Here is an 18,403-nt window from a genome sequence, read left to right on the forward strand (position 1 = left end):
ATTAGTACACCGTACTAGTATCTTCAGGTATCACTAAAAAAGGGATATTAGTATGAAATGTTATTTTTTTGATAACAGGTTCTTTTATAATTCTTTTCAAAAAACTGTGCTTATAATAAATCATCATTAAGATATCAATCTCTAACTCTTCTATAAATGCCTGAATTGCATTTTCGACAGTTGAAAAGTCAGGAATTACATGAAACTCGTATTTTACGTGTTTAAAATAGTGTTCTAAAGTATTAGAGTTGTATTGCTGTACCGTATCCAGTTTTGGTTCATCATAAATATGAATCATTCTAATGGTAGCGTCGTGTTTTTTGGCAAATTCCAGTATTGGTTCTACTTCAGATTTGTGATATAAACGTTCAAAATCTGTTGCAAAGGCTATTTCTGAAATTTTTTGAAAACTAAAGTCTTCCGGAATAACCAAAATAGGACAACAATCTACATTTTTGATTACATTATGGGTGGTACTGCCCAAAAAAACTTCTTTGGTCCCTGTAGCTCCTTTGGTACCAATTATAATCATATCAAACAGAGATTGTTCTGCTAATTCATTTATGATGGATACCAGAGGCCCTCGTTTGCTTATTGTTTTAAAAGTATGGTATAAATTTGATTTATGATTTTGTATCTCCTCTGTTATTTTTTGCATTTCGTACTCAGACTCTTTCTTTAGCATCCCATAAAAATGACCTATTCGTTGTGAGCTTACGGTAGTTAAAAGCTGTACAGGATCAAGATTATAAGCATTTAACAAATAAAACTCACATGGCGTATTTTTATACAGTTCTATGGCATAGATAATAGTATTCCATGCATTCTTGGAGAAATCTGTGGGAATCAGGATTTTTTTCATCTCTCTACGTTTTATAAAACCTAACAGGTTTTTAATACTGGTAAGATCTAAAGTTAATGTCATAGCTATTTCAAAAATCAATAACCTCGGAGCAAACTCACGAGATATTCTTTTTAAAAATATATTTTGTTTTCAAAGTAAGCCTTTGGCAATCATACCCTCAATGAGGGATTAAATTTTTTATCACCGCATTCTTTCTTTTGAAGGAATTACTAAAAACGGAACATTTGTATGATATGCGACTTTATTGATTACTGGTGTAAACAAAAGGTTTTCAAAAAAAGAATGCTTGTTATGGAGCATAACCAATAAATTGATTTTATGTTTTTTTTGAAAATCTTCAACAGCTTCCAATACATCCATTCCTTCTGCTATATGAAAAATATGTGCATTATTTTCAAAATATACATCAAGATCACTCTTTGTTTTTTGTTGACCGGCATCCAGTGCAACCCCATAATATGCGTTTAAAATATGAAGCCTGCTTATATGTTTATTGCAGATCTCCTTTATCAGGGGCAAATATTTGTTTTGTATATCAAGATTATAATCTGTAGGGAACAAAATATCTTTAGGCTCTTCAAATTCAAAATTTGCAGGAACTGCTATAACCGGGCAGCTTACTTTTTTGATGGTATACATAGTATGCGTTCCTATAAAAACCTCTTTAGCCCCGGTAGCCCCTTTGGTTCCCATAACTATAAGATCTATGTTATACCGTTCTATTACGTCTTTAATCTCTGCAACCAAAGTGTTAAATGTAGATAGTCGTACAAAACTATGGTTGGGGTTATCAAATTTTTCTTTTATTTTTTCTTCTGTTCGCTCTATATCCCGGTTCGAGTTTATCATCGCTATGTCCTCCATCCCATAGGGTGTTGGGTTTTCGATAAGGTATCCGGTATGATATGCTACCGGTGTAAATGTGTTCAACAAATAAAAAGTAGCCATATCTTCTTTAAAAAAATGCATAGCGTATTGTATCGCATTAAATGCATTATCAGAAAAATCGGTAGGTAATAATATATGTTTCATTGTACTTTGATTTTTAAGTATTCAAAAACTTCTTTTTTTTTTAAGATCGTTGTAAATTTTGCATAGCCAAAAAAGGAATCTTGATATGAAGTCCTATTTTATCTATAGTAGATTGGTATAAAATACTTTCTAAATAAGAATGTCTGGAGTTTACCATAACTAAAAAACCTATCGATTTTTTTTCAATAAATTCATTAATTGCAGTAGTAAGATCCCCTGCATTTTCTATGTGAAAGTTCAACTCTACATCCGGCAATGATTTTTTTAAAAAATCTTTATTGTCTTCCTGTCTGATAGATAGTTTTTTGCTTTCGGAAACATAAAGAAAATGGATAACAGATCTAAAACTTTTGGTTAAAGTGCTTAGTAACTTTAATTCTCTTCGTTTAAAAGGCAATAAATAGTTGGTAGGAAATAAAACCCTTTCCGGGCGATTATAACAACAACCATTCGGGATAGCCAGTAAAGGGCATTTCACATATTTTAAAACCTGTAATGTATTACTGCCAAAAGTAAGTTTTCTATTATCAGTCTCCCCTCTTGTACCCATTGCCACAATATCTATATTCTCTTGATCTACCAAATCATTGACCTCGTCAATCAAGCTTCCAAATTTTGACAATATTGTATAATTATGGCGAGGATTTGGAGAAACCTCTTGTATTGCATATCGTATTTTTTCTAATGCAGTATCTGAGTTTTTATGAGTTGTTTTTTTTAACTCATCAAAAACATCACGAGAAACCAAAGTATTATGGTTATATACCTCATCTGCATACGCATGTACAATAAAAAAATCTGCATGCTCATACTTAAATAGCTCTGCAACATATCGCAAAGCATTCATTGCATTTTCTGAAAAATCTGTAGGGACCACTATTTTTCTCATTATTCTTTACATTGGATACTGTCTCAAAAGTAAAGAACTATAAAGGCAGAAACTATGATTTATATCAGTTGCAGAAGTATGATATTTATCATAGAATATCCAGTGCTGCTTTTTAAAATTTGTAGTAAATAAATTTTATGTCAGAGTCTACTTGCTATCACTGTGGCAATGATTGTAATAAAACGGTAATCCAGTTTGATCAAAAAATATTCTGCTGTAATGGATGCAAAACGGTATATGATATTTTTTCGTCTAATGATCTATCCTGTTATTACGATCTGCAATCCGCTCCCGGAGCGATTCCTGAAGAGATTAAAGGAAAATACGATTATCTAGACACCCCTGATATTGCTAAAAAATTAGTGGAGTTTGATGATGGTACTACACAAATCATCACATTATATATCCCACATATACATTGTAGTTCTTGTATTTGGATTTTAGAAAATCTACATAAGTTACAACCTGCAATTACGGCATCACAAGTTAATTTTCCTAAAAAAAATATACGCGTTACTTATAATAGCAACCGTATCTCTCTTAAAGAGCTAGTGACCTTACTAAACTCTATAGGTTATGAACCATATATTAGCCTGGACGATTATACAACTGGTAAAAAACAAATTAACCGAAGTTTGATTTATAAACTTGGTATTTCCGGATTTGCATTTGGTAATATAATGTTTTTATCGTTTCCAGAATATTTTGAAGTATCTGAGTTCTGGCTGGAACAATATAAGTCTCTTTTCAGGTGGTTAATGTTTGCTTTTTCGTTACCTGTGGTATTTTATGCAGCCCAAGACTATTTTGTTTCTGCTTTTAAAGGATTACGATCCAAAATATTAAATATTGATGTTCCTATCGCATTAGGAATTTTGGTTCTTTTTGTAAGAAGTACTGCCGAAATCATTTTTGACTGGGGAACTGGCTTTTTTGATAGCCTTACCGGATTGGTATTCTTTCTTCTACTAGGAAAATTCTTTCAACAAAAAACCTATTCGTTTTTATCTTTTGAAAGGGATTATAAATCTTATTTTCCTATTGCCGTTACCAGAATTTCTACTGCAAAACAAAAAAGCGAAAGAAAAGAAGAAAACATACAAGTATATGATATCAAAAAAGGGGATCGATTATTAATTAGAAATAATGAATTGATTCCTGTAGATGCTATCCTTATTGATGGTAATGCACAAATCGATTATAGTTTTGTGACCGGCGAGAGCGAATCGGTAACCAAACAATCCGGAGACACTCTTTTTGCGGGAGGTAAACAACTGTATGGAGCTATAGAAATCGAAGTATTAAAATCTGTAGAACAAAGCTATCTTACCCAATTATGGAGTAATGATGTGTTTAATCAGGATAAATCTGCTTCTTTTACCAATCTTACAGATACCGTTAGCAAGTATTTTACCATCGCTATTTTATGTATTGCGGTACTTGCAACCACTTTTTGGTTATTCACAGACTCTTCAAAAGCTGCCCAGGTATTTACCGCGGTACTTATTATTGCCTGTCCATGTGCATTGGCACTGGCAAGACCTTTTGCTCTGGGAAACATTCTTCGCATATTCGGAAAAAATAAATTCTATCTCAAAAATGCAGATGTTATAGAGCAGTTGGCTATGGCAGATACTATGATTTTTGATAAAACGGGGACAATTACCACTACTATCACCAATGAGGTAAGCTATGAAGGGATGAAACTAACGCCAGAGGAAGAATCTCTTCTTAAAAACACATTACGTGCATCCAATCACCCTCTTAGCAGAATTTTGTATGATATACTAGAGGAGCATGATATTTTAACACTAGATGAATACCAAGAGTATTTGGGCAAAGGTATTGAAGGTAAACTACAAGAGACTTCTATAAAAATAGGATCTGCAAGTTTTGCAGGAAACGACAGGGATTATGAAACCATAAATACATCGGTATATATTAGTACAAATCAAGAATATAAAGGTCGTTATGTTTTTCACAATCAATATAGAAAAGGCGTTAAAAACATATTCAGGCAATTATCCAACGGTTATAACCTAGCAATTTTATCAGGGGATAACGAAGGCGAAAAAGAATACTTAAAACAAGTGCTTCCAGAAAATACATCATTGTTTTTTAATCAAAAACCAGACGATAAGCTAAACTACATCTCCTCATTACAAAAAAACAATCAAAAAGTAGTGATGATTGGAGACGGATTAAACGATGCAGGAGCTTTGGCACAAAGCAATGTAGGTATTGCAATCTCAGAAAACGTAAATGTGTTTTCTCCTGCTTGTGATGCCATTTTGGATGCTACAAAATTTGATATGATCCCTAAATATTTACAAGTATCCAAGCAAGCAATTACTATTATTAAATCCAGTTTTGTAGTATCCTTTTTATACAATTGTATAGGATTGTATTTTGCAGTTACCGGGCAACTATCCCCTGTTATAGCTGCTATATTAATGCCATTAAGCTCTATCACTATTGCTGCGTATGTTACTATACTCACCAATTGGGCTGGTAAAAAAATAATATAAAAAAATGAAGGACTCATACTTGGAACATAACCCAATGCAACATTTTCAACAATGGTTTTATGAGGTAGACAAAACGCACCCTGAAATCGAAGTCAACGCAATGTTGTTTTCTACTATTGGAGTAGATGGGTTTCCTAAAAACAGAATAGTGCTGTTAAAACGTTTTACATGGGAAGGTTTTATTTTTTTTACCAATTATAATAGCGAAAAAGGAAAAGCAATTGCAAAAAACAATAAGGTTTCTATCCTGTTTAACTGGGCAGTAGCAAAACGGGAAGTTTTAATCTCTGGAAAAGCAGAAAAGATTGCAGAAAATTTATCTGAAGGATATTTTGAATCCCGGCCAGAAGGCAGCAAACTAAGTGCTTGGGCATCCAATCAAAGCAAAGTAGTCTCTTCGCGAAAAATACTCGATGATAAATTAGAGCATTATGAAGCCAAATTTAAAAACCAAAACATCCCAAAACCTAAACATTGGGGAGGATATCTAATAAAACCCGATACAATTGAGTTTATAGAATATATCTCTTCAACAGAACTTAAATGTACTACAACATACAAGCTTTTGCCAGATTATAATTGGTCCAAAAACATACAATATACCAAGGGTTAAGGATGTTTTTATACCACTATTTTTTTGTTCGGCAAGTGCGTATTCCCAACACTTTATATAAAGGGCACCACCCCACAAAACCCGTAAGCACCAATACCCCAGAAATTGACAATAAAACAATACCCAAAGTATCTGTAATGTAATTGTTATAAAATAAATACGCCAGTACGATCCCTATAAGAATTCGAAGTATGGCATCTATCTTTCCTAAGTTTTTTTGCACAACAATACCATTTAGAGAGTTACAATGATTTTAATAAACCATTCCCGTAAATTTCTTAAAGAAATGTAAAACAAAAACTGATAAATGTCATAGTACATCCAGATTATTAAGATAAAATTTGTAAAAATTCTTATCCCATTATTATATGAAATCTCTTAATATATTCTCTTTACTATTTTTTATACTATTCTATACAAATATTCATTCTCAATTAAAAATAGATGCAGAAGTACGCCCTCGATTTGAGTATCGCCATGGATTTAAAACACTTTTTCCGGACAATGAAGATCCTGCCGCATTTGTATCCCAGCGTACACGGTTAAATGCAGGATATACAATGGATAAATTAAATTTTTATTTAAGTATGCAAGATGTAAGAGTGTGGGGGGATGTGCCACAACTTAATACCGCAGACAAAAATGGGTTTAGTGTTCATCAAGCCTGGGGTGAAATTCTTTTTAACCCTAATATCTCTTTAAAATTAGGTCGCCAAGAGATAATATATGACGACCATCGTATTTTTGGAAATGTAGGTTGGGCGCAACAAGCCAGAAGCCATGATGCAGCACTTATTAAATACACTAAAGAAAGTTTTAAATTTGACCTTGGTTTTGCATTTAATCAAGATGATGAAGCTATAACAGGAACCACATTAACAACACCCAATACCTATAAAAGTATCCAATATGCATGGTTGCACAAAGATTGGGAAAATTTTTCAGGAAGTTTTCTGTTTCTTAACAACGGATTGCAGTACACAGATACCACTAATCCTGATAACGATGAAACCCGATATAGTCAAACTGCAGGAACACATTTAAAATATAAAAAAGAAAAAATAGATCTTATATCCAATCTTTATTATCAATTTGGAAGCGATGTTAATAACAATGATCTAAGCGCATACTTATTGGGTTTAGAAGCAAATTATAAAATATCTGAACAATGGAAAGCAACATTGGGCGGGGAACTACAAAGCGGTAATGATAACGGTGCACCTGCAAATGGTAATAACGATGCTTTTACACCTTTTTATGGTACTAATCACAAGTTTAACGGGTTGATGGATTATTTTTATGTAGGAAATCATATAGGCAATGCAGGACTTATAGATGTTTATGCAAAAACCAATGTAAAATTTAACCCGAAGTCTTCCCTTAATATTGCAGCTCATAATTTTATGACAGCAGCAGATTTGCCGGGAGATACCTCCAAACAATTAGGGACAGAAATAGATCTTGTGTACTCGTATGATTATCAAGAAAATATAAACATAAAGGCAGGGTACTCTCATCTGTTTGCTTCCGATGGAATGGAAATATTAAAAAACAATTTTGATGGCAACACCAACAACTGGGGATGGATTATGGTAACTATTAAGCCAACACTATTTACAACCAATAAGTAAAACATAAGTTATATGCCGATCAAAAGTTATTTGGCCCATCCGCACGATGGCAAAAAAAATGAGCTTATCCGGGCACTATCCGGGATAGATCAATGCGAAGTTGTGCCTGCTCAAAATAAAGACCTGCTTATTTTGATTACAGAAACAGAAAGTAATACAGAAGAAGAAATTCTAAAAGAAAAATTAGAAGCCCTGGAAAGCCTTAAACTGCTTGCTATGGTTTCTGGATTTAATACGCCACAAAAAAACTAGAATTATGTACACCTCTCTAACCAATAGAAGAAAATTCATAAAAAAAATGGCTGTACTGTCTGCAATGACCGCAGCCGCAACTATGTTTCCAGGGATATTGTTTGCAGATGAACAAGAACAAGGATTGCCTTCCGGAGATATAAAATGGACAAAAGCGCCTTGTAGATTTTGTGGTGTGGGATGTGGTGTTTTGGTTGGAACAGAAAACGGAAAAGCTGTAGCGGTAAAAGGCGATCCTAAATCCGAGGTTAACAAAGGATTACTTTGTGTAAAAGGATATCACCAAATCATGTGCTTACAAGCCAAAGACAGATTAACACATGCCCTGGTCAAAAAAAATGGCACTTATGTGCAAACACCCATAAAGGAGGCCTTGGATCTGGTAGCAAGCAAAATGAAGGAGACCATTAAAAAACATGGTAAAGATGCTGTGGCAATGTACACCTCTGGGCAATCTACGATCCCCGAAGGATATGTAGCTTCCAAATTGATGAAAGGAGCTATAGGAACCAATAATCTGGACTGTAATGCGCGATTATGCATGGCAAGTGCAGTAACAGGGTTTTTAACAACTTTTGGGGCAGACGAGCCTATGGGTTGCTATGAAGATATAGACCATGCAGATGTTTTTGTTCTTTGGGGAAATAATATGGCAGAAATGCATCCCGTATTGTTTTCCAGAATGCTGGAACAAAAAAATAGAAGAGGAGCAAAAATTATCGACTTTGCAACAAGAACAACCCGTACCAGTATGGCTGCAGACAAGTCCATACTTTTTAAACCACAAAGTGATTTGGCAGTAGCAAATGCCATCTGTTATGAAATTATAAAAAATGGTTGGGTTAATACTGCCTTTGTAGAAAAACACTGTAGTTTTAGCAAAGGACTTACCAATATGGGGTACGGATTAGAAGATAATTATAAGTTTACAGATGAACCAGAAGCAATATCCTTTGACGATTATAAAAAATTCTTAAAAGATTATACTCCAGAAAAAGTAGAAAAGATATCGGGAGTATCTGTTAAGGATATAAAATATATGGCTGCTTATTTTGGAGATCCAAATAAAAAAGTAGTATCCTATTGGTGTATGGGGGTTAATCAACATACCCGTGGTACATGGATGAATAATTTGGTATACAACATCCATTTATTAACCGGTAAAATATCGCAACCCGGTAACGGTCCGTTTTCTTTAACAGGACAACCTTCGGCATGTGGTACTGCACGAGAGGTAGGAACTTTTACTCACAAATTGCCAAAAGGAGTAGTAACCAATGAAAAACACAGGCGTTTGGCTGCCAAAATCTGGAAAGTCCCCTACGAACGTATCCCATCAAAGCCAACATACCACGCTACAGAAATGTTTAGAGCCGTGGATCGTGGAGAAATAAAATTTATATGGACCCAGGTAACAAACCCCTTAGTTTCTTTGCCTAAAACAAGTAGATACCGACCGGGAATGAAAAAAGATTCTTGCTTTGTAGTCGTATCTGATGTGTTTCCTACGCCAACATCAGATGTTGCAGATGTAATATTACCGGCTTCCTGGCATATCGAAAAATCAGGTTTATATGGTAACTCAGAACGCAGGACACAGCATTGGGATAAAATGGTGGAAGGTCCTGGAGAAACAACCCCGGATGCATGGATGACTATTGAAGTGGCAAAACGAATGGGGTTTGGAGATTTGTTTCCGTATAGTAAAGAAAACCATGTAGAAGAAATTTATAATGAGTACAGGCAGTTTCATGAAGGAGATGAACATGGAATGGCACCATTAGAAGTGCTAAAATCACAGCCAGGAGCTATTTGGCCTTATGTAAATGGAAAATCAACACAATGGCGATTTAATGCCAAATACGACCCCGCATGTTCTAATAACGAGGATTTTCATTTTTATGGAAAACCAGATGGAAAAGCAGTGATCTGGCAACGTCCTTATGAACCCGCACCAGAAGAGCCGGATAATGAATATCCGTTTTGGTTAAATACAGGTCGGGTTATAGAGCATTGGCATACAGGATCTATGACCCGTAGAATTTCTGTACTGCATAAAGCTATGCCAAATGCCTATGTAGAACTGCACCCAAAAGATGCAGAACGCCTGCAAATAAAAACCGGGGATAAGGTAAAACTAACCACACGTCGTGGCGAGATTATAATGCCAGCCTCTGTAAATCAAAGAGGTATGCCAACACCAATGCAGGTTTTTGTGCCTTTTTTTGATGAAAACATGCTTATCAATGATCTTACATTAGATTCTTTTTGTCCTATATCAAAAGAACCCGATTATAAAAAATGTGCGGTTAGAGTAGAAAAAGTGTAATGAGAATTAAAGCAACTTAAGATCTGCTAATCCAGTGGTTAGTGATTACCTCGATAAAGCTGGACAAGTATTTTTTTGAAAAAATATTTTTGATTTTGTAGCAAGCCTTAGAATATTAAAACCTCACTTAGTGAGCAAAAATTAAAATCAATAACCTCGGAGAATTAAACTCCACAATGTGGATTAGATGAAAAGATTAGGTATTATATCACTATTTGTACTGTTGTTTATAGCATTTATAACTATTTGGAATTATAGCTATCAAACAGGATTGAAAGATGCATATATCCCATTAGAAAATGAGATTTTGCCTCGGGTAATCCCCTCAGAAGCAGGAGTATTTGAGCGATCTGATTATGCATTGGATTATGCAAATATGCCAATCGATGAAAAACATCAGAGAACATTAGAAACATACTATGACAATAGAGCATATCATGGGGCTCCCCCTAGTATTCCTCATCCTGTAAAACAAGAGATGAGCATGGGAGGAAATACTTGCTTACAATGCCATCAAAATGGAGGATTTGTACAAAAATTCAATGCGTATGCACCAGTAACACCTCACCCCCAAATGATCAATTGCAGGCAGTGTCATGTAGCTCAAAATACCGAAACATTTTTTACAGAAACTAGCTTTACAAAAGTTGAAAAACCCATAACAGGTATACATAATGCCTTGCCGGGTAGCCCTCCAATGATCCCGCACTCTATACAAATGCGCGAAAACTGCTTGTCTTGCCATGCAGGACCAGGTGCCCCCAAAGAAATAAGGGTTACGCATCCGGAACGTATTAATTGCAGACAGTGCCACGTGCCAAATGATGTTGAATACTCTGAGAAAAGTGTTTTTTCAAGAAACAATAATTAAAAATTATGACTAACTATCGTAGCACATATATACATATACCAGGTTACCTGTTTTTATTTATGATACTACTTGTTTCCTGTAAACAAAGGGAAGATAAATACCATAGCCTTACAGATAAAATCAAGGATAAAAGTAACCACTATCATGGTACATCCATTCATTCTCAAAAATATTTGGAAGATATGGATCTTATAGAGATTACAGAGGGGGGACACACTTTTTTAATTCCAGAACGTAAAGGTAAAATTAAATCGTTTGCCTGTATAGAGTGCCATTCTAAACCTTTGGATCAAATGCAAAATAGTATAGATGGCAAAAAAGCACATTGGGATATCAAAGTAATGCATGCCAATAGCAATACTATGAACTGTATTACCTGTCATAATGGTAAGGACATGAACACACTTACCAGCCTAACCGGAAACAAAATAGATTTTGATAAAAGTTACCAGCTCTGTAGTCAATGCCATACCAACCAGTTTGAAGATTGGAAGGGAGGGGCACATGGAAAGAAAATTTCTGGTTGGGCTCCCCCAAGAGCATCGATGACCTGTGTGAACTGTCATAACCCCCATAACCCGGGTTTTGAAAAAAGATGGCCGGCAAGGTACAATACCCAAACCGTAAAAGATAGAAAAGACGAATTAGAGCATTAATAATATAAGGTATGAGCGATAACAAAAAGTGGTTTTCATTAAACCTGAATAATGCAAAAAAGGAAGTTTCTGGTTCCTGTGGGTGTGGAAAAACATCTGGGGCATGTGGTTCCCGTGCCAAAGATCAAATTAGTGATGAAGAATTTGATAATGCCGTAAATGAAGCTATTGGTGAAGAACGTAAAAAGGATGGTTTTGATCAAGTATTTGATGTACAAATGGATCGCCGAACTGCATTTAGAAAATTAACAGCCAGCTTATTAATAGGAGCTGGAGCAGTAAGCACTTCTTGCAGCATAACTACAGGAGAAGACTCTAAAGAAAAAGCACAAATCGATTGGGAAGAGCAATTTAAAGGAAACTATAAATTGATGACCGATAATGAAAAAAAAGGGACCGTAGATAGATTGGTGCGCTCCTACCAGCTTCGAACCGGAAAAACTATAAGCATGACTTCTGAAAATGCCGAGGAAGATGTGCTTTTTGGATATGCATTTAATATCTCTAAATGCCAGGGGTATATGGATTGTGTGAGTGCCTGTGTTGAAGAAAACAATCAGGATCGAAACTCGCAAATGCAATATATTCGTATTCATGAAATGAAAGATGGAGAAGGGTTTAAGTTTGATGATGCTGATGATAATTATTATCATGAAGTGCCTGCCGAAGGACATTTTTATATGGGCACACAATGTTTTCATTGCGATAATCCACCTTGTGTAGAAGTTTGCCCGGTACAAGCTACCTGGCGAGAAGATGATGGTCTTGTTGTTATTGATTATGACTGGTGTGTAGGTTGCCGGTATTGCATGGCTGCTTGCCCGTATGATGGGCGACGATTTAACTGGAGTACCCCGGAAGTTCCTGAAAAGGAAATTAACAAAAATCAGCACTATTTAGGAAACCGTATGCGCAAAAAAGGTGTAATGGAAAAATGTACTTTTTGTGTACAACGATCCAGAAAAGGTCAAAATCCTGCTTGTGTAGACGCTTGTCCTACTGGTGCCCGAATTTTTGGAAATTTATTGGATCCAAATAGCACCATAAGATGGGTATTAGAAAATAAAAAAGTGTTTCGATTAAAAGAGGATCTGGGTACAGAACCCAAGTTCTGGTATTTTATGGATTAATATGATAATGCGTAAGGGATTGAAGCGGCATCCTTTTTTTATTTCAAAAAAAGATATAGCGCAAAGCCCGACCCGAAGTTATGAGGGAAACGCCATAATACAAATAGATAGAATGATGAGACGATTTAAAGTTTTTAAAGGTTTACTAATAGATAGTCTGGATACCATAACACAAGGATCCAAAAAATACCACGTATGGATGGGTTTTTTGACTTTGGTAATGCTTATAGGCATGTATTGCTATTCTATACAAATAGAACATGGATTAAGTGTTACCGGTATGAGCGACAGGGTAAGCTGGGGATTGTACATTTCTAATTTTACGTTTTTGGTTGGGGTTGCCGCAGCTGCTGTTATGTTGGTTATGCCAACTTATGTACTTAAAGATATTGATTTTAAACAAGCAGTGCTAATAGGCGAAGGATTGGCTGTAGCTGCATTAATTATGTGTTTGGCCTTTGTTGTGGCAGATATGGGAGGACCATCTGTTCTTTGGCACATGATCCCGGGTATAGGGGTTTTTAATTTTCCGAACTCTATGTTAACCTGGGATGTAATTGTCCTTAACGGATATTTGTTTATTAATATTAGTATTCCTTTTTATATACTTTTTATGCGTTATCAAGGAAAAGTGCCAAACCCAAAAATATATGTTCCCGGAGCGATATTATCAGTTTTTTGGGCAGTAGGTATACATTTGGTAACTGCATTTTTATATCAGGGATTACAAGCTCGTCCTTTTTGGAACAATGCTCTGTTAGGCCCTCGGTTTTTGGCATCGGCATTTGCGGCAGGGCCTGCTTTGATTATATTGGTATTGGCAGTTATTAGAGGGTTTACAGAATTTAAGATTGAAGATAAAACGATCAAAAAAATTAGTATGATCGTTACAGTAGCGGCACAAATAAACCTGATTATGTTGGTTTCTGAATTGTTTAAAGAATTTTATGCCCCTACACATCATAGTGAAAGTGCTTATTATTTGTTTTTTGGTTTACATGGTAAAACTGCTTTGTTGCCCTGGATTTGGACCGCAATACCTCTTAATGTATTGGCAACTATACTTCTTACCTTTGGTAAACTAAGAAATAACTTAAAGGTATTATATTTTTGTTGCTTTATCCTTTTTATTGCTATTTGGATCGAAAAAGGATTTGGTTTGATAGTACCGGGATTTATACCCGGTCCTTATGGAAAAATTGTAGAGTATATGCCTACAGGAATAGAAATAGGGGTAACTATAGGTATTTGGGCATTAGGAGCTTTTATTTTTACGATACTTGCAAAAACTGCAATCAAGATAGAGATAGGAAAATTGCGTTTTAAAGCTAAATAAAGCCGAACTCTGTGTGGAATCCGGCTTGTTAATGCATTTTAAAATATAGATTAATATGCATATCGCTTAATTCTGGCAAATAGAATGTCCTCATTATTGTGATGGTTTGTAGTACAATCCAAAAACATATTTTGTTTTTGAGTTACGGTTTTTAATCGTTTTCTAATATTTTGTATCGTTTTCATAATGGCTAGTTTTTGAACCTCTGTGTGGGAGAGGAGTTAATAAATGTTTGTTATCTGTAACGTCTTTTTAAATTCCACGTATACCCGTTAGGAGTATTTGATTTTCTGGTAATTCGATTGTTTTCTGTAGTTTTCATAATTTTTGTGTTTTAATTGTTCTTAATAAATTGTTATAGTGTTTTGAGTAGTTAGATTTATCTGTAACGTCTTTTGGAGTTCCATACATATCCTTTGGTTCCTATTGTTTTATTAGTGATTTGGTTGCTGTCTAAAGTTCTCATGGTTTTTGATTTTTTAAGTTGTTTTATACTTACTAGACGCACAGGTTTTATTTTTGTTACAGTACTATGTATAAAAAAGTACTATTTTTTATAATTATCCATTATTTGTTCTTTTAGACAACCCCAAAGGCCTAAAGATTATGGTTACAAATAACCATAATTAGTAAAACCTGATAAATGTCATTTTTTAAGAAAACATTCACACATACTTTTGAGGCATAAACGTAAAACATGGGTGTTATTTATATCCTCTTAACGATTAGTATAATCGTTGCCATAGTCTTTTTTATAAGTTTTATTATATCGGTTAGAAATGGTCAGTATGATGATGTATATACCCCGTCAGTACGTATGCTATTTGATGATGAACTTATAAAAGAAAATAAAGAAAAATCTTCAGGATCCAATACAACTAAACAATCATAATATGGAAATGGAACAATTCTATTACGATAATAAAATCGTGAAAAAATTCTTGTATGCTACGATACTCTGGGGTATTGTAGGTATGTCTGTAGGGCTACTACTGGCGTTTATGTTTTTATTCCCTAATCTTACAGACGGTATTTCATGGCTTAGTTTTGGTCGATTAAGACCTTTGCATACTAACGCAGTTATTTTTGCATTTGTTGGTAACGCCATTTTTGCCGGTGTATATTACTCTACACAGCGATTACTAAAAACCCGAATGTTTAATGATACCCTTAGTAACATTAATTTTTGGGCATGGCAATTAATTATAGTTGGTGCTGCAATTACATTGCCTTTGGGATATACCACATCCAAAGAATATGCAGAGTTAGAATGGCCTTTTGATATTGCGATTGCTGTAATTTGGGTAACTTTTGGGTGGAACCTTATCGGAACCATCTTAAAAAGAAGACAACGCCACATGTATGTTGCAATATGGTTTTATCTGGCAACTTTTGTTACCGTAGCGGTTCTTCATATATTCAATAGTTTAGAATTACCAGTAAGTGCTTTAAAAAGTTATTCGGTATATGCAGGTGTACAGGATGCTTTGGTACAATGGTGGTACGGTCATAATGCAGTGGCATTTTTTCTTACCACACCATTTCTTGGATTAATGTATTACTTTATTCCAAAGGCTGCAAACAGACCTGTTTATTCATACCGATTATCCATTGTGCATTTCTGGTCTTTGATCTTTATTTATATCTGGGCAGGACCGCATCACCTATTATATTCATCGTTACCAGACTGGGCTCAAAATCTTGGTGTAGCTTTTTCTGTAATGTTAATTGCTCCATCCTGGGGTGGGATGATTAACGGGTTACTAACATTAAGAGGTGCTTGGGATAAAGTACGTACAGACCCTGTTTTAAAGTTTATGGTTGTAGCTATTACCGGATACGGTATGGCAACTTTTGAAGGTCCTATGCTATCTCTTAAAAATGTAAACGCAATTGCCCATTTTAGCGATTGGATTATTGCTCACGTTCATGTTGGTGCTCTGGCTTGGAACGGATTTTTAACCTTTGGAATGATATACTGGTTAATCCCAAGATTAACCAAAACAAAATTATGGTCTACAGGATTAGCAAATCTTCATTTCTGGATTGGTACCCTGGGTATTATAATGTATGCACTACCAATGTATGTTGCAGGATTTGTACAAGCATCTATGTGGAAACAATTTAATCCGGACGGGACACTTACTTATGGTAACTTCTTAGAAACTGTTAATGAGATCATCCCAATGTACTGGATGCGTGCCATAGGAGGTAGTTTATACATCCTGGGAGCTTTTGTGATGTTGTACAATATTGTTAAAACAGTTAGAAGTGGTAGTACCGTTACCGATGAACTGGCAGAGGCTGCTCCCCTTACCAAAGTAACCAAGCACAGAACTGCTAAAGAAGGATACCATACCTGGTTAGAAAGACGACCTGTAAAACTTACCATATTTGCTACCATTGCTATTTTAATAGGAGGTATTGTACAAATTGTACCTACATTAATGGTAAAATCTAATATCCCTACGATTACCAGTGTAAAACCTTACACTCCTTTAGAGTTAGAAGGCAGGGATATTTATATAAGAGAAAGTTGTGTTTCTTGTCACTCCCAGATGATCCGACCTTTCCGTAGCGAAGTAGAACGATATGGAGAATACTCTAAAGCCGGAGAATATGTATACGACCATCCTTTTCTGTGGGGAAGTAAACGAACTGGTCCTGATTTAATGAGAATTGGTGGTAAGTATTCGGATAACTGGCATTTAAACCATTTTTATGACCCGCAAAGTACCTCGTCAGGATCTATTATGCCTGGTTATAAATGGCTAATTAAAAATAAACTGGATCGATCTGATACCGAAACCAAAATGAATGCGATGGTAACTCTTGGTGTGCCTTATACCACAGAAGAAATTGCCAGAGCACAAGAGTGGATGGATGAACAGGCTACGCAAATAGAAAAAAACCTGTATACAGATCCCGACTTTGCAAAGACATACGAGGCAGATAAAAAATATGCTGAAGAAAACGGATTGGATTTTATTGAAATGCGAGATAGAGAAGTCGTAGCACTAATTGCATATATACAGCGATTAGGAACCGATATAAAAGTAAAAAATGAAGAAAATATAGTTCAAACTAAAGAATAAATACCATGCTAAAATTTATAAAAGGCCACATGGAAAGTATTGATGGTATAGAGATATATCCTATAATTTCTCTGCTTATATTTTTCATATTCTTTGCGGGATTATTCTGGTGGGTTTTCACCGCAAAAAAAGAACATATAAAAGAAGTAAGTCAAATCCCGTTAGATAACGAAAACGAAACTGTGTTATGAGAAGTACTGCATCCTATATAAGAGTTATTGTTTTTCTATTGATCACCTATTTGTTGATAGAAATAACCGTCGAATCCGGAGAACAATCTGCATTTATAGCGCAACCATTAACTTGGTTGGTATTAGGAATGGTACTATTGTTTTCTGTTGCTATAGAAATTAGTCTGGAAGCATTGCGCAGCATATTGTTTCGTTCTTTAAGCCCTGATGCACAAGAACGTTATATTTTGGCCGAAAAAGCTAAAAAAGAAAAGCAATATAGATGGATCAAAAATATCTACTTAAAACTTCTGGATAGTAAACCTGTAGAAAAAGAAGAAGAAATAATTCTGGATCATAATTATGATGGTATCAAAGAGCTGGACAACAATCTTCCACCATGGTGGGTATATGGTTTTTATGCAACTATCATTTTTGGGGTTATTTATTTAATACGTTTTCATCTGTACAACGATTATACACAAAAAGAAGAATATGAAACCGAAGTTGCCGAGGCTAAAATTGCTATCGAAGAATATAAAAAAACTGCAAAAGATCTGGTAGATGCAAATACAGTTACCTTACTTACCGATGCTGCCGATATCAATGCTGGTAAAGCAGTCTTTACAACCAATTGTGCTGCTTGTCATAAGGCAGATGGTGGCGGTGGTATTGGACCTAACCTTACCGACGAATATTGGATTTTGGGCGGAGGTATTAAAAATGTATTCAGAACAATTTCTGAAGGCGGACGGGATGGAAAAGGAATGGTAGCATGGAAACAAACCCTGAAACCTGCCGAAATAGCTCAGGTAGCTAGTTATGTAATTACACTTGGTGGTACAACCCCTGCAGAACCAAAAGAAGCCCAAGGAGAAATCTGGATAGACCCAGATGCTCCAAAAACAGAAACTATAAAAGAGGAAGTCCCTGCCAGCGTATCCGACTCCACCTCTGTAGCAGTAAATCAATAAAGGTTACAAACCTTAATACATGCTTAACTGAG

19 protein-coding genes are annotated in these 18,403 nt (G+C 35.2%); 13 read left to right on the plus strand and 6 right to left on the minus strand.

Annotation, left to right across the window (positions count from 1 at the left end; genetic code table 11):
• Window position 1: 1 nt before the first annotated feature.
• The 3 genes from ACZIYX_RS02260 to ACZIYX_RS02270 all read right to left on the minus strand — a co-directional run bounded on the left by ACZIYX_RS02260 (window position 2) and on the right by ACZIYX_RS02270 (window position 2,786).
• Window positions 2–925, minus strand: a complete 924-nt coding sequence (locus ACZIYX_RS02260; protein WP_462680571.1) for a universal stress protein — start codon at window positions 923–925, stop codon at window positions 2–4.
• A 120-nt stretch (window positions 926–1,045) separates the two neighbouring features.
• Entirely contained in the window at window positions 1,046–1,897 is an 852-nt protein-coding gene (locus tag ACZIYX_RS02265) for a universal stress protein (RefSeq protein ID WP_462680572.1), read from the minus strand.
• A gap of 40 nt (window positions 1,898–1,937) precedes the next feature.
• Window positions 1,938–2,786 carry a universal stress protein gene (locus ACZIYX_RS02270; RefSeq protein ID WP_462680573.1) on the minus strand — a complete coding sequence of 283 codons (849 nt, stop codon included), beginning with the start codon at window positions 2,784–2,786 and terminating at the stop codon, window positions 1,938–1,940.
• Between the two features lie 137 nt (window positions 2,787–2,923).
• On the opposite strand from ACZIYX_RS02270, the gene ACZIYX_RS02275 reads away from it, so the two are divergent.
• Together ACZIYX_RS02275 and pdxH are read left to right on the plus strand one after the other, a co-directional pair.
• Window positions 2,924–5,314 (plus strand): heavy metal translocating P-type ATPase, encoded by a 2,391-nt coding sequence (locus ACZIYX_RS02275; RefSeq protein ID WP_462680574.1) that lies wholly within the window; start codon window positions 2,924–2,926, stop codon window positions 5,312–5,314.
• Between the two features lie 4 nt (window positions 5,315–5,318).
• Entirely contained in the window at window positions 5,319–5,927 is a 609-nt protein-coding gene (gene pdxH, locus ACZIYX_RS02280) for a pyridoxamine 5'-phosphate oxidase (protein WP_462680575.1), read from the plus strand.
• 16 nt (window positions 5,928–5,943) lie between these two features.
• Here the strand turns inward: pdxH and ACZIYX_RS02285 are convergent, their stop codons facing one another.
• Window positions 5,944–6,150, minus strand: coding sequence for a YgaP family membrane protein (locus ACZIYX_RS02285; protein WP_462680576.1), 207 nt, complete (start codon window positions 6,148–6,150; stop codon window positions 5,944–5,946).
• A gap of 145 nt (window positions 6,151–6,295) precedes the next feature.
• On the opposite strand from ACZIYX_RS02285, the gene ACZIYX_RS02290 reads away from it, so the two are divergent.
• From ACZIYX_RS02290 to dsrP, 7 genes are all read left to right on the plus strand, one after another.
• On the plus strand, window positions 6,296–7,558 hold the full coding sequence (locus tag ACZIYX_RS02290) for an alginate export family protein (RefSeq protein ID WP_462680577.1): 1,263 nt from the start codon (window positions 6,296–6,298) through the stop codon (window positions 7,556–7,558).
• Window positions 7,559–7,570: 12 nt separating this feature from the next.
• The gene (locus ACZIYX_RS02295) at window positions 7,571–7,810 is read left to right on the plus strand and encodes a hypothetical protein (protein WP_462680578.1); all 240 of its coding nucleotides are present in this window, start codon (window positions 7,571–7,573) and stop codon (window positions 7,808–7,810) included.
• Between the two features lie 4 nt (window positions 7,811–7,814).
• Window positions 7,815–10,139, plus strand: coding sequence for a molybdopterin-dependent oxidoreductase (locus tag ACZIYX_RS02300; protein ID WP_462680579.1), 2,325 nt, complete (start codon window positions 7,815–7,817; stop codon window positions 10,137–10,139).
• Between the two features lie 187 nt (window positions 10,140–10,326).
• Window positions 10,327–11,010 (plus strand): nitrate reductase cytochrome c-type subunit, encoded by a 684-nt coding sequence (locus tag ACZIYX_RS02305; RefSeq protein ID WP_462680580.1) that lies wholly within the window; start codon window positions 10,327–10,329, stop codon window positions 11,008–11,010.
• 5 nt (window positions 11,011–11,015) lie between these two features.
• Window positions 11,016–11,666 carry a cytochrome c3 family protein gene (locus ACZIYX_RS02310; protein WP_462680581.1) on the plus strand — a complete coding sequence of 217 codons (651 nt, stop codon included), beginning with the start codon at window positions 11,016–11,018 and terminating at the stop codon, window positions 11,664–11,666.
• Between the two features lie 11 nt (window positions 11,667–11,677).
• Window positions 11,678–12,796, plus strand: coding sequence for a 4Fe-4S dicluster domain-containing protein (locus ACZIYX_RS02315; RefSeq protein WP_462680582.1), 1,119 nt, complete (start codon window positions 11,678–11,680; stop codon window positions 12,794–12,796).
• Window positions 12,797–12,803: 7 nt separating this feature from the next.
• A complete protein-coding gene (gene dsrP, locus ACZIYX_RS02320) occupies window positions 12,804–14,132 on the plus strand; it encodes a sulfate reduction electron transfer complex DsrMKJOP subunit DsrP (RefSeq protein ID WP_462680583.1) in 1,329 nt (442 codons plus the stop codon).
• Between the two features lie 50 nt (window positions 14,133–14,182).
• On the opposite strand, the gene ACZIYX_RS02325 is transcribed toward dsrP, so the two are convergent.
• On the minus strand, window positions 14,183–14,317 hold the full coding sequence (locus ACZIYX_RS02325) for a hypothetical protein (RefSeq protein ID WP_462680584.1): 135 nt from the start codon (window positions 14,315–14,317) through the stop codon (window positions 14,183–14,185).
• A gap of 194 nt (window positions 14,318–14,511) precedes the next feature.
• The gene (locus ACZIYX_RS02330) at window positions 14,512–14,640 is read right to left on the minus strand and encodes a hypothetical protein (RefSeq protein WP_462680585.1); all 129 of its coding nucleotides are present in this window, start codon (window positions 14,638–14,640) and stop codon (window positions 14,512–14,514) included.
• A 189-nt stretch (window positions 14,641–14,829) separates the two neighbouring features.
• Here ACZIYX_RS02330 and ccoS point away from each other — a divergent pair, with 189 nt between their 5' ends.
• From ccoS to ACZIYX_RS02350, 4 genes are read left to right on the plus strand one after another with little or no spacing between them, the layout of a single operon-like run.
• The gene (gene ccoS / locus ACZIYX_RS02335; protein ID WP_462680586.1) at window positions 14,830–15,024 is read left to right on the plus strand and encodes a cbb3-type cytochrome oxidase assembly protein CcoS; all 195 of its coding nucleotides are present in this window, start codon (window positions 14,830–14,832) and stop codon (window positions 15,022–15,024) included.
• Window position 15,025: 1 nt separating this feature from the next.
• Window positions 15,026–17,227 (plus strand): cytochrome-c oxidase, cbb3-type subunit I, encoded by a 2,202-nt coding sequence (gene ccoN / locus ACZIYX_RS02340; protein WP_462680587.1) that lies wholly within the window; start codon window positions 15,026–15,028, stop codon window positions 17,225–17,227.
• A gap of 5 nt (window positions 17,228–17,232) precedes the next feature.
• Complete coding sequence (locus tag ACZIYX_RS02345) at window positions 17,233–17,418, plus strand: CcoQ/FixQ family Cbb3-type cytochrome c oxidase assembly chaperone (protein ID WP_462680588.1); 186 nt, start codon at window positions 17,233–17,235, stop codon at window positions 17,416–17,418.
• On the plus strand, window positions 17,415–18,371 hold the full coding sequence (locus ACZIYX_RS02350; RefSeq protein ID WP_462680589.1) for a cbb3-type cytochrome c oxidase N-terminal domain-containing protein: 957 nt from the start codon (window positions 17,415–17,417) through the stop codon (window positions 18,369–18,371). The genes ACZIYX_RS02345 and ACZIYX_RS02350 overlap by 4 nt, the downstream gene beginning before the upstream one ends.
• Window positions 18,372–18,403: the final 32 nt, after the last annotated feature.

The organism is Aquimarina sp. (assembly GCF_977115655.1).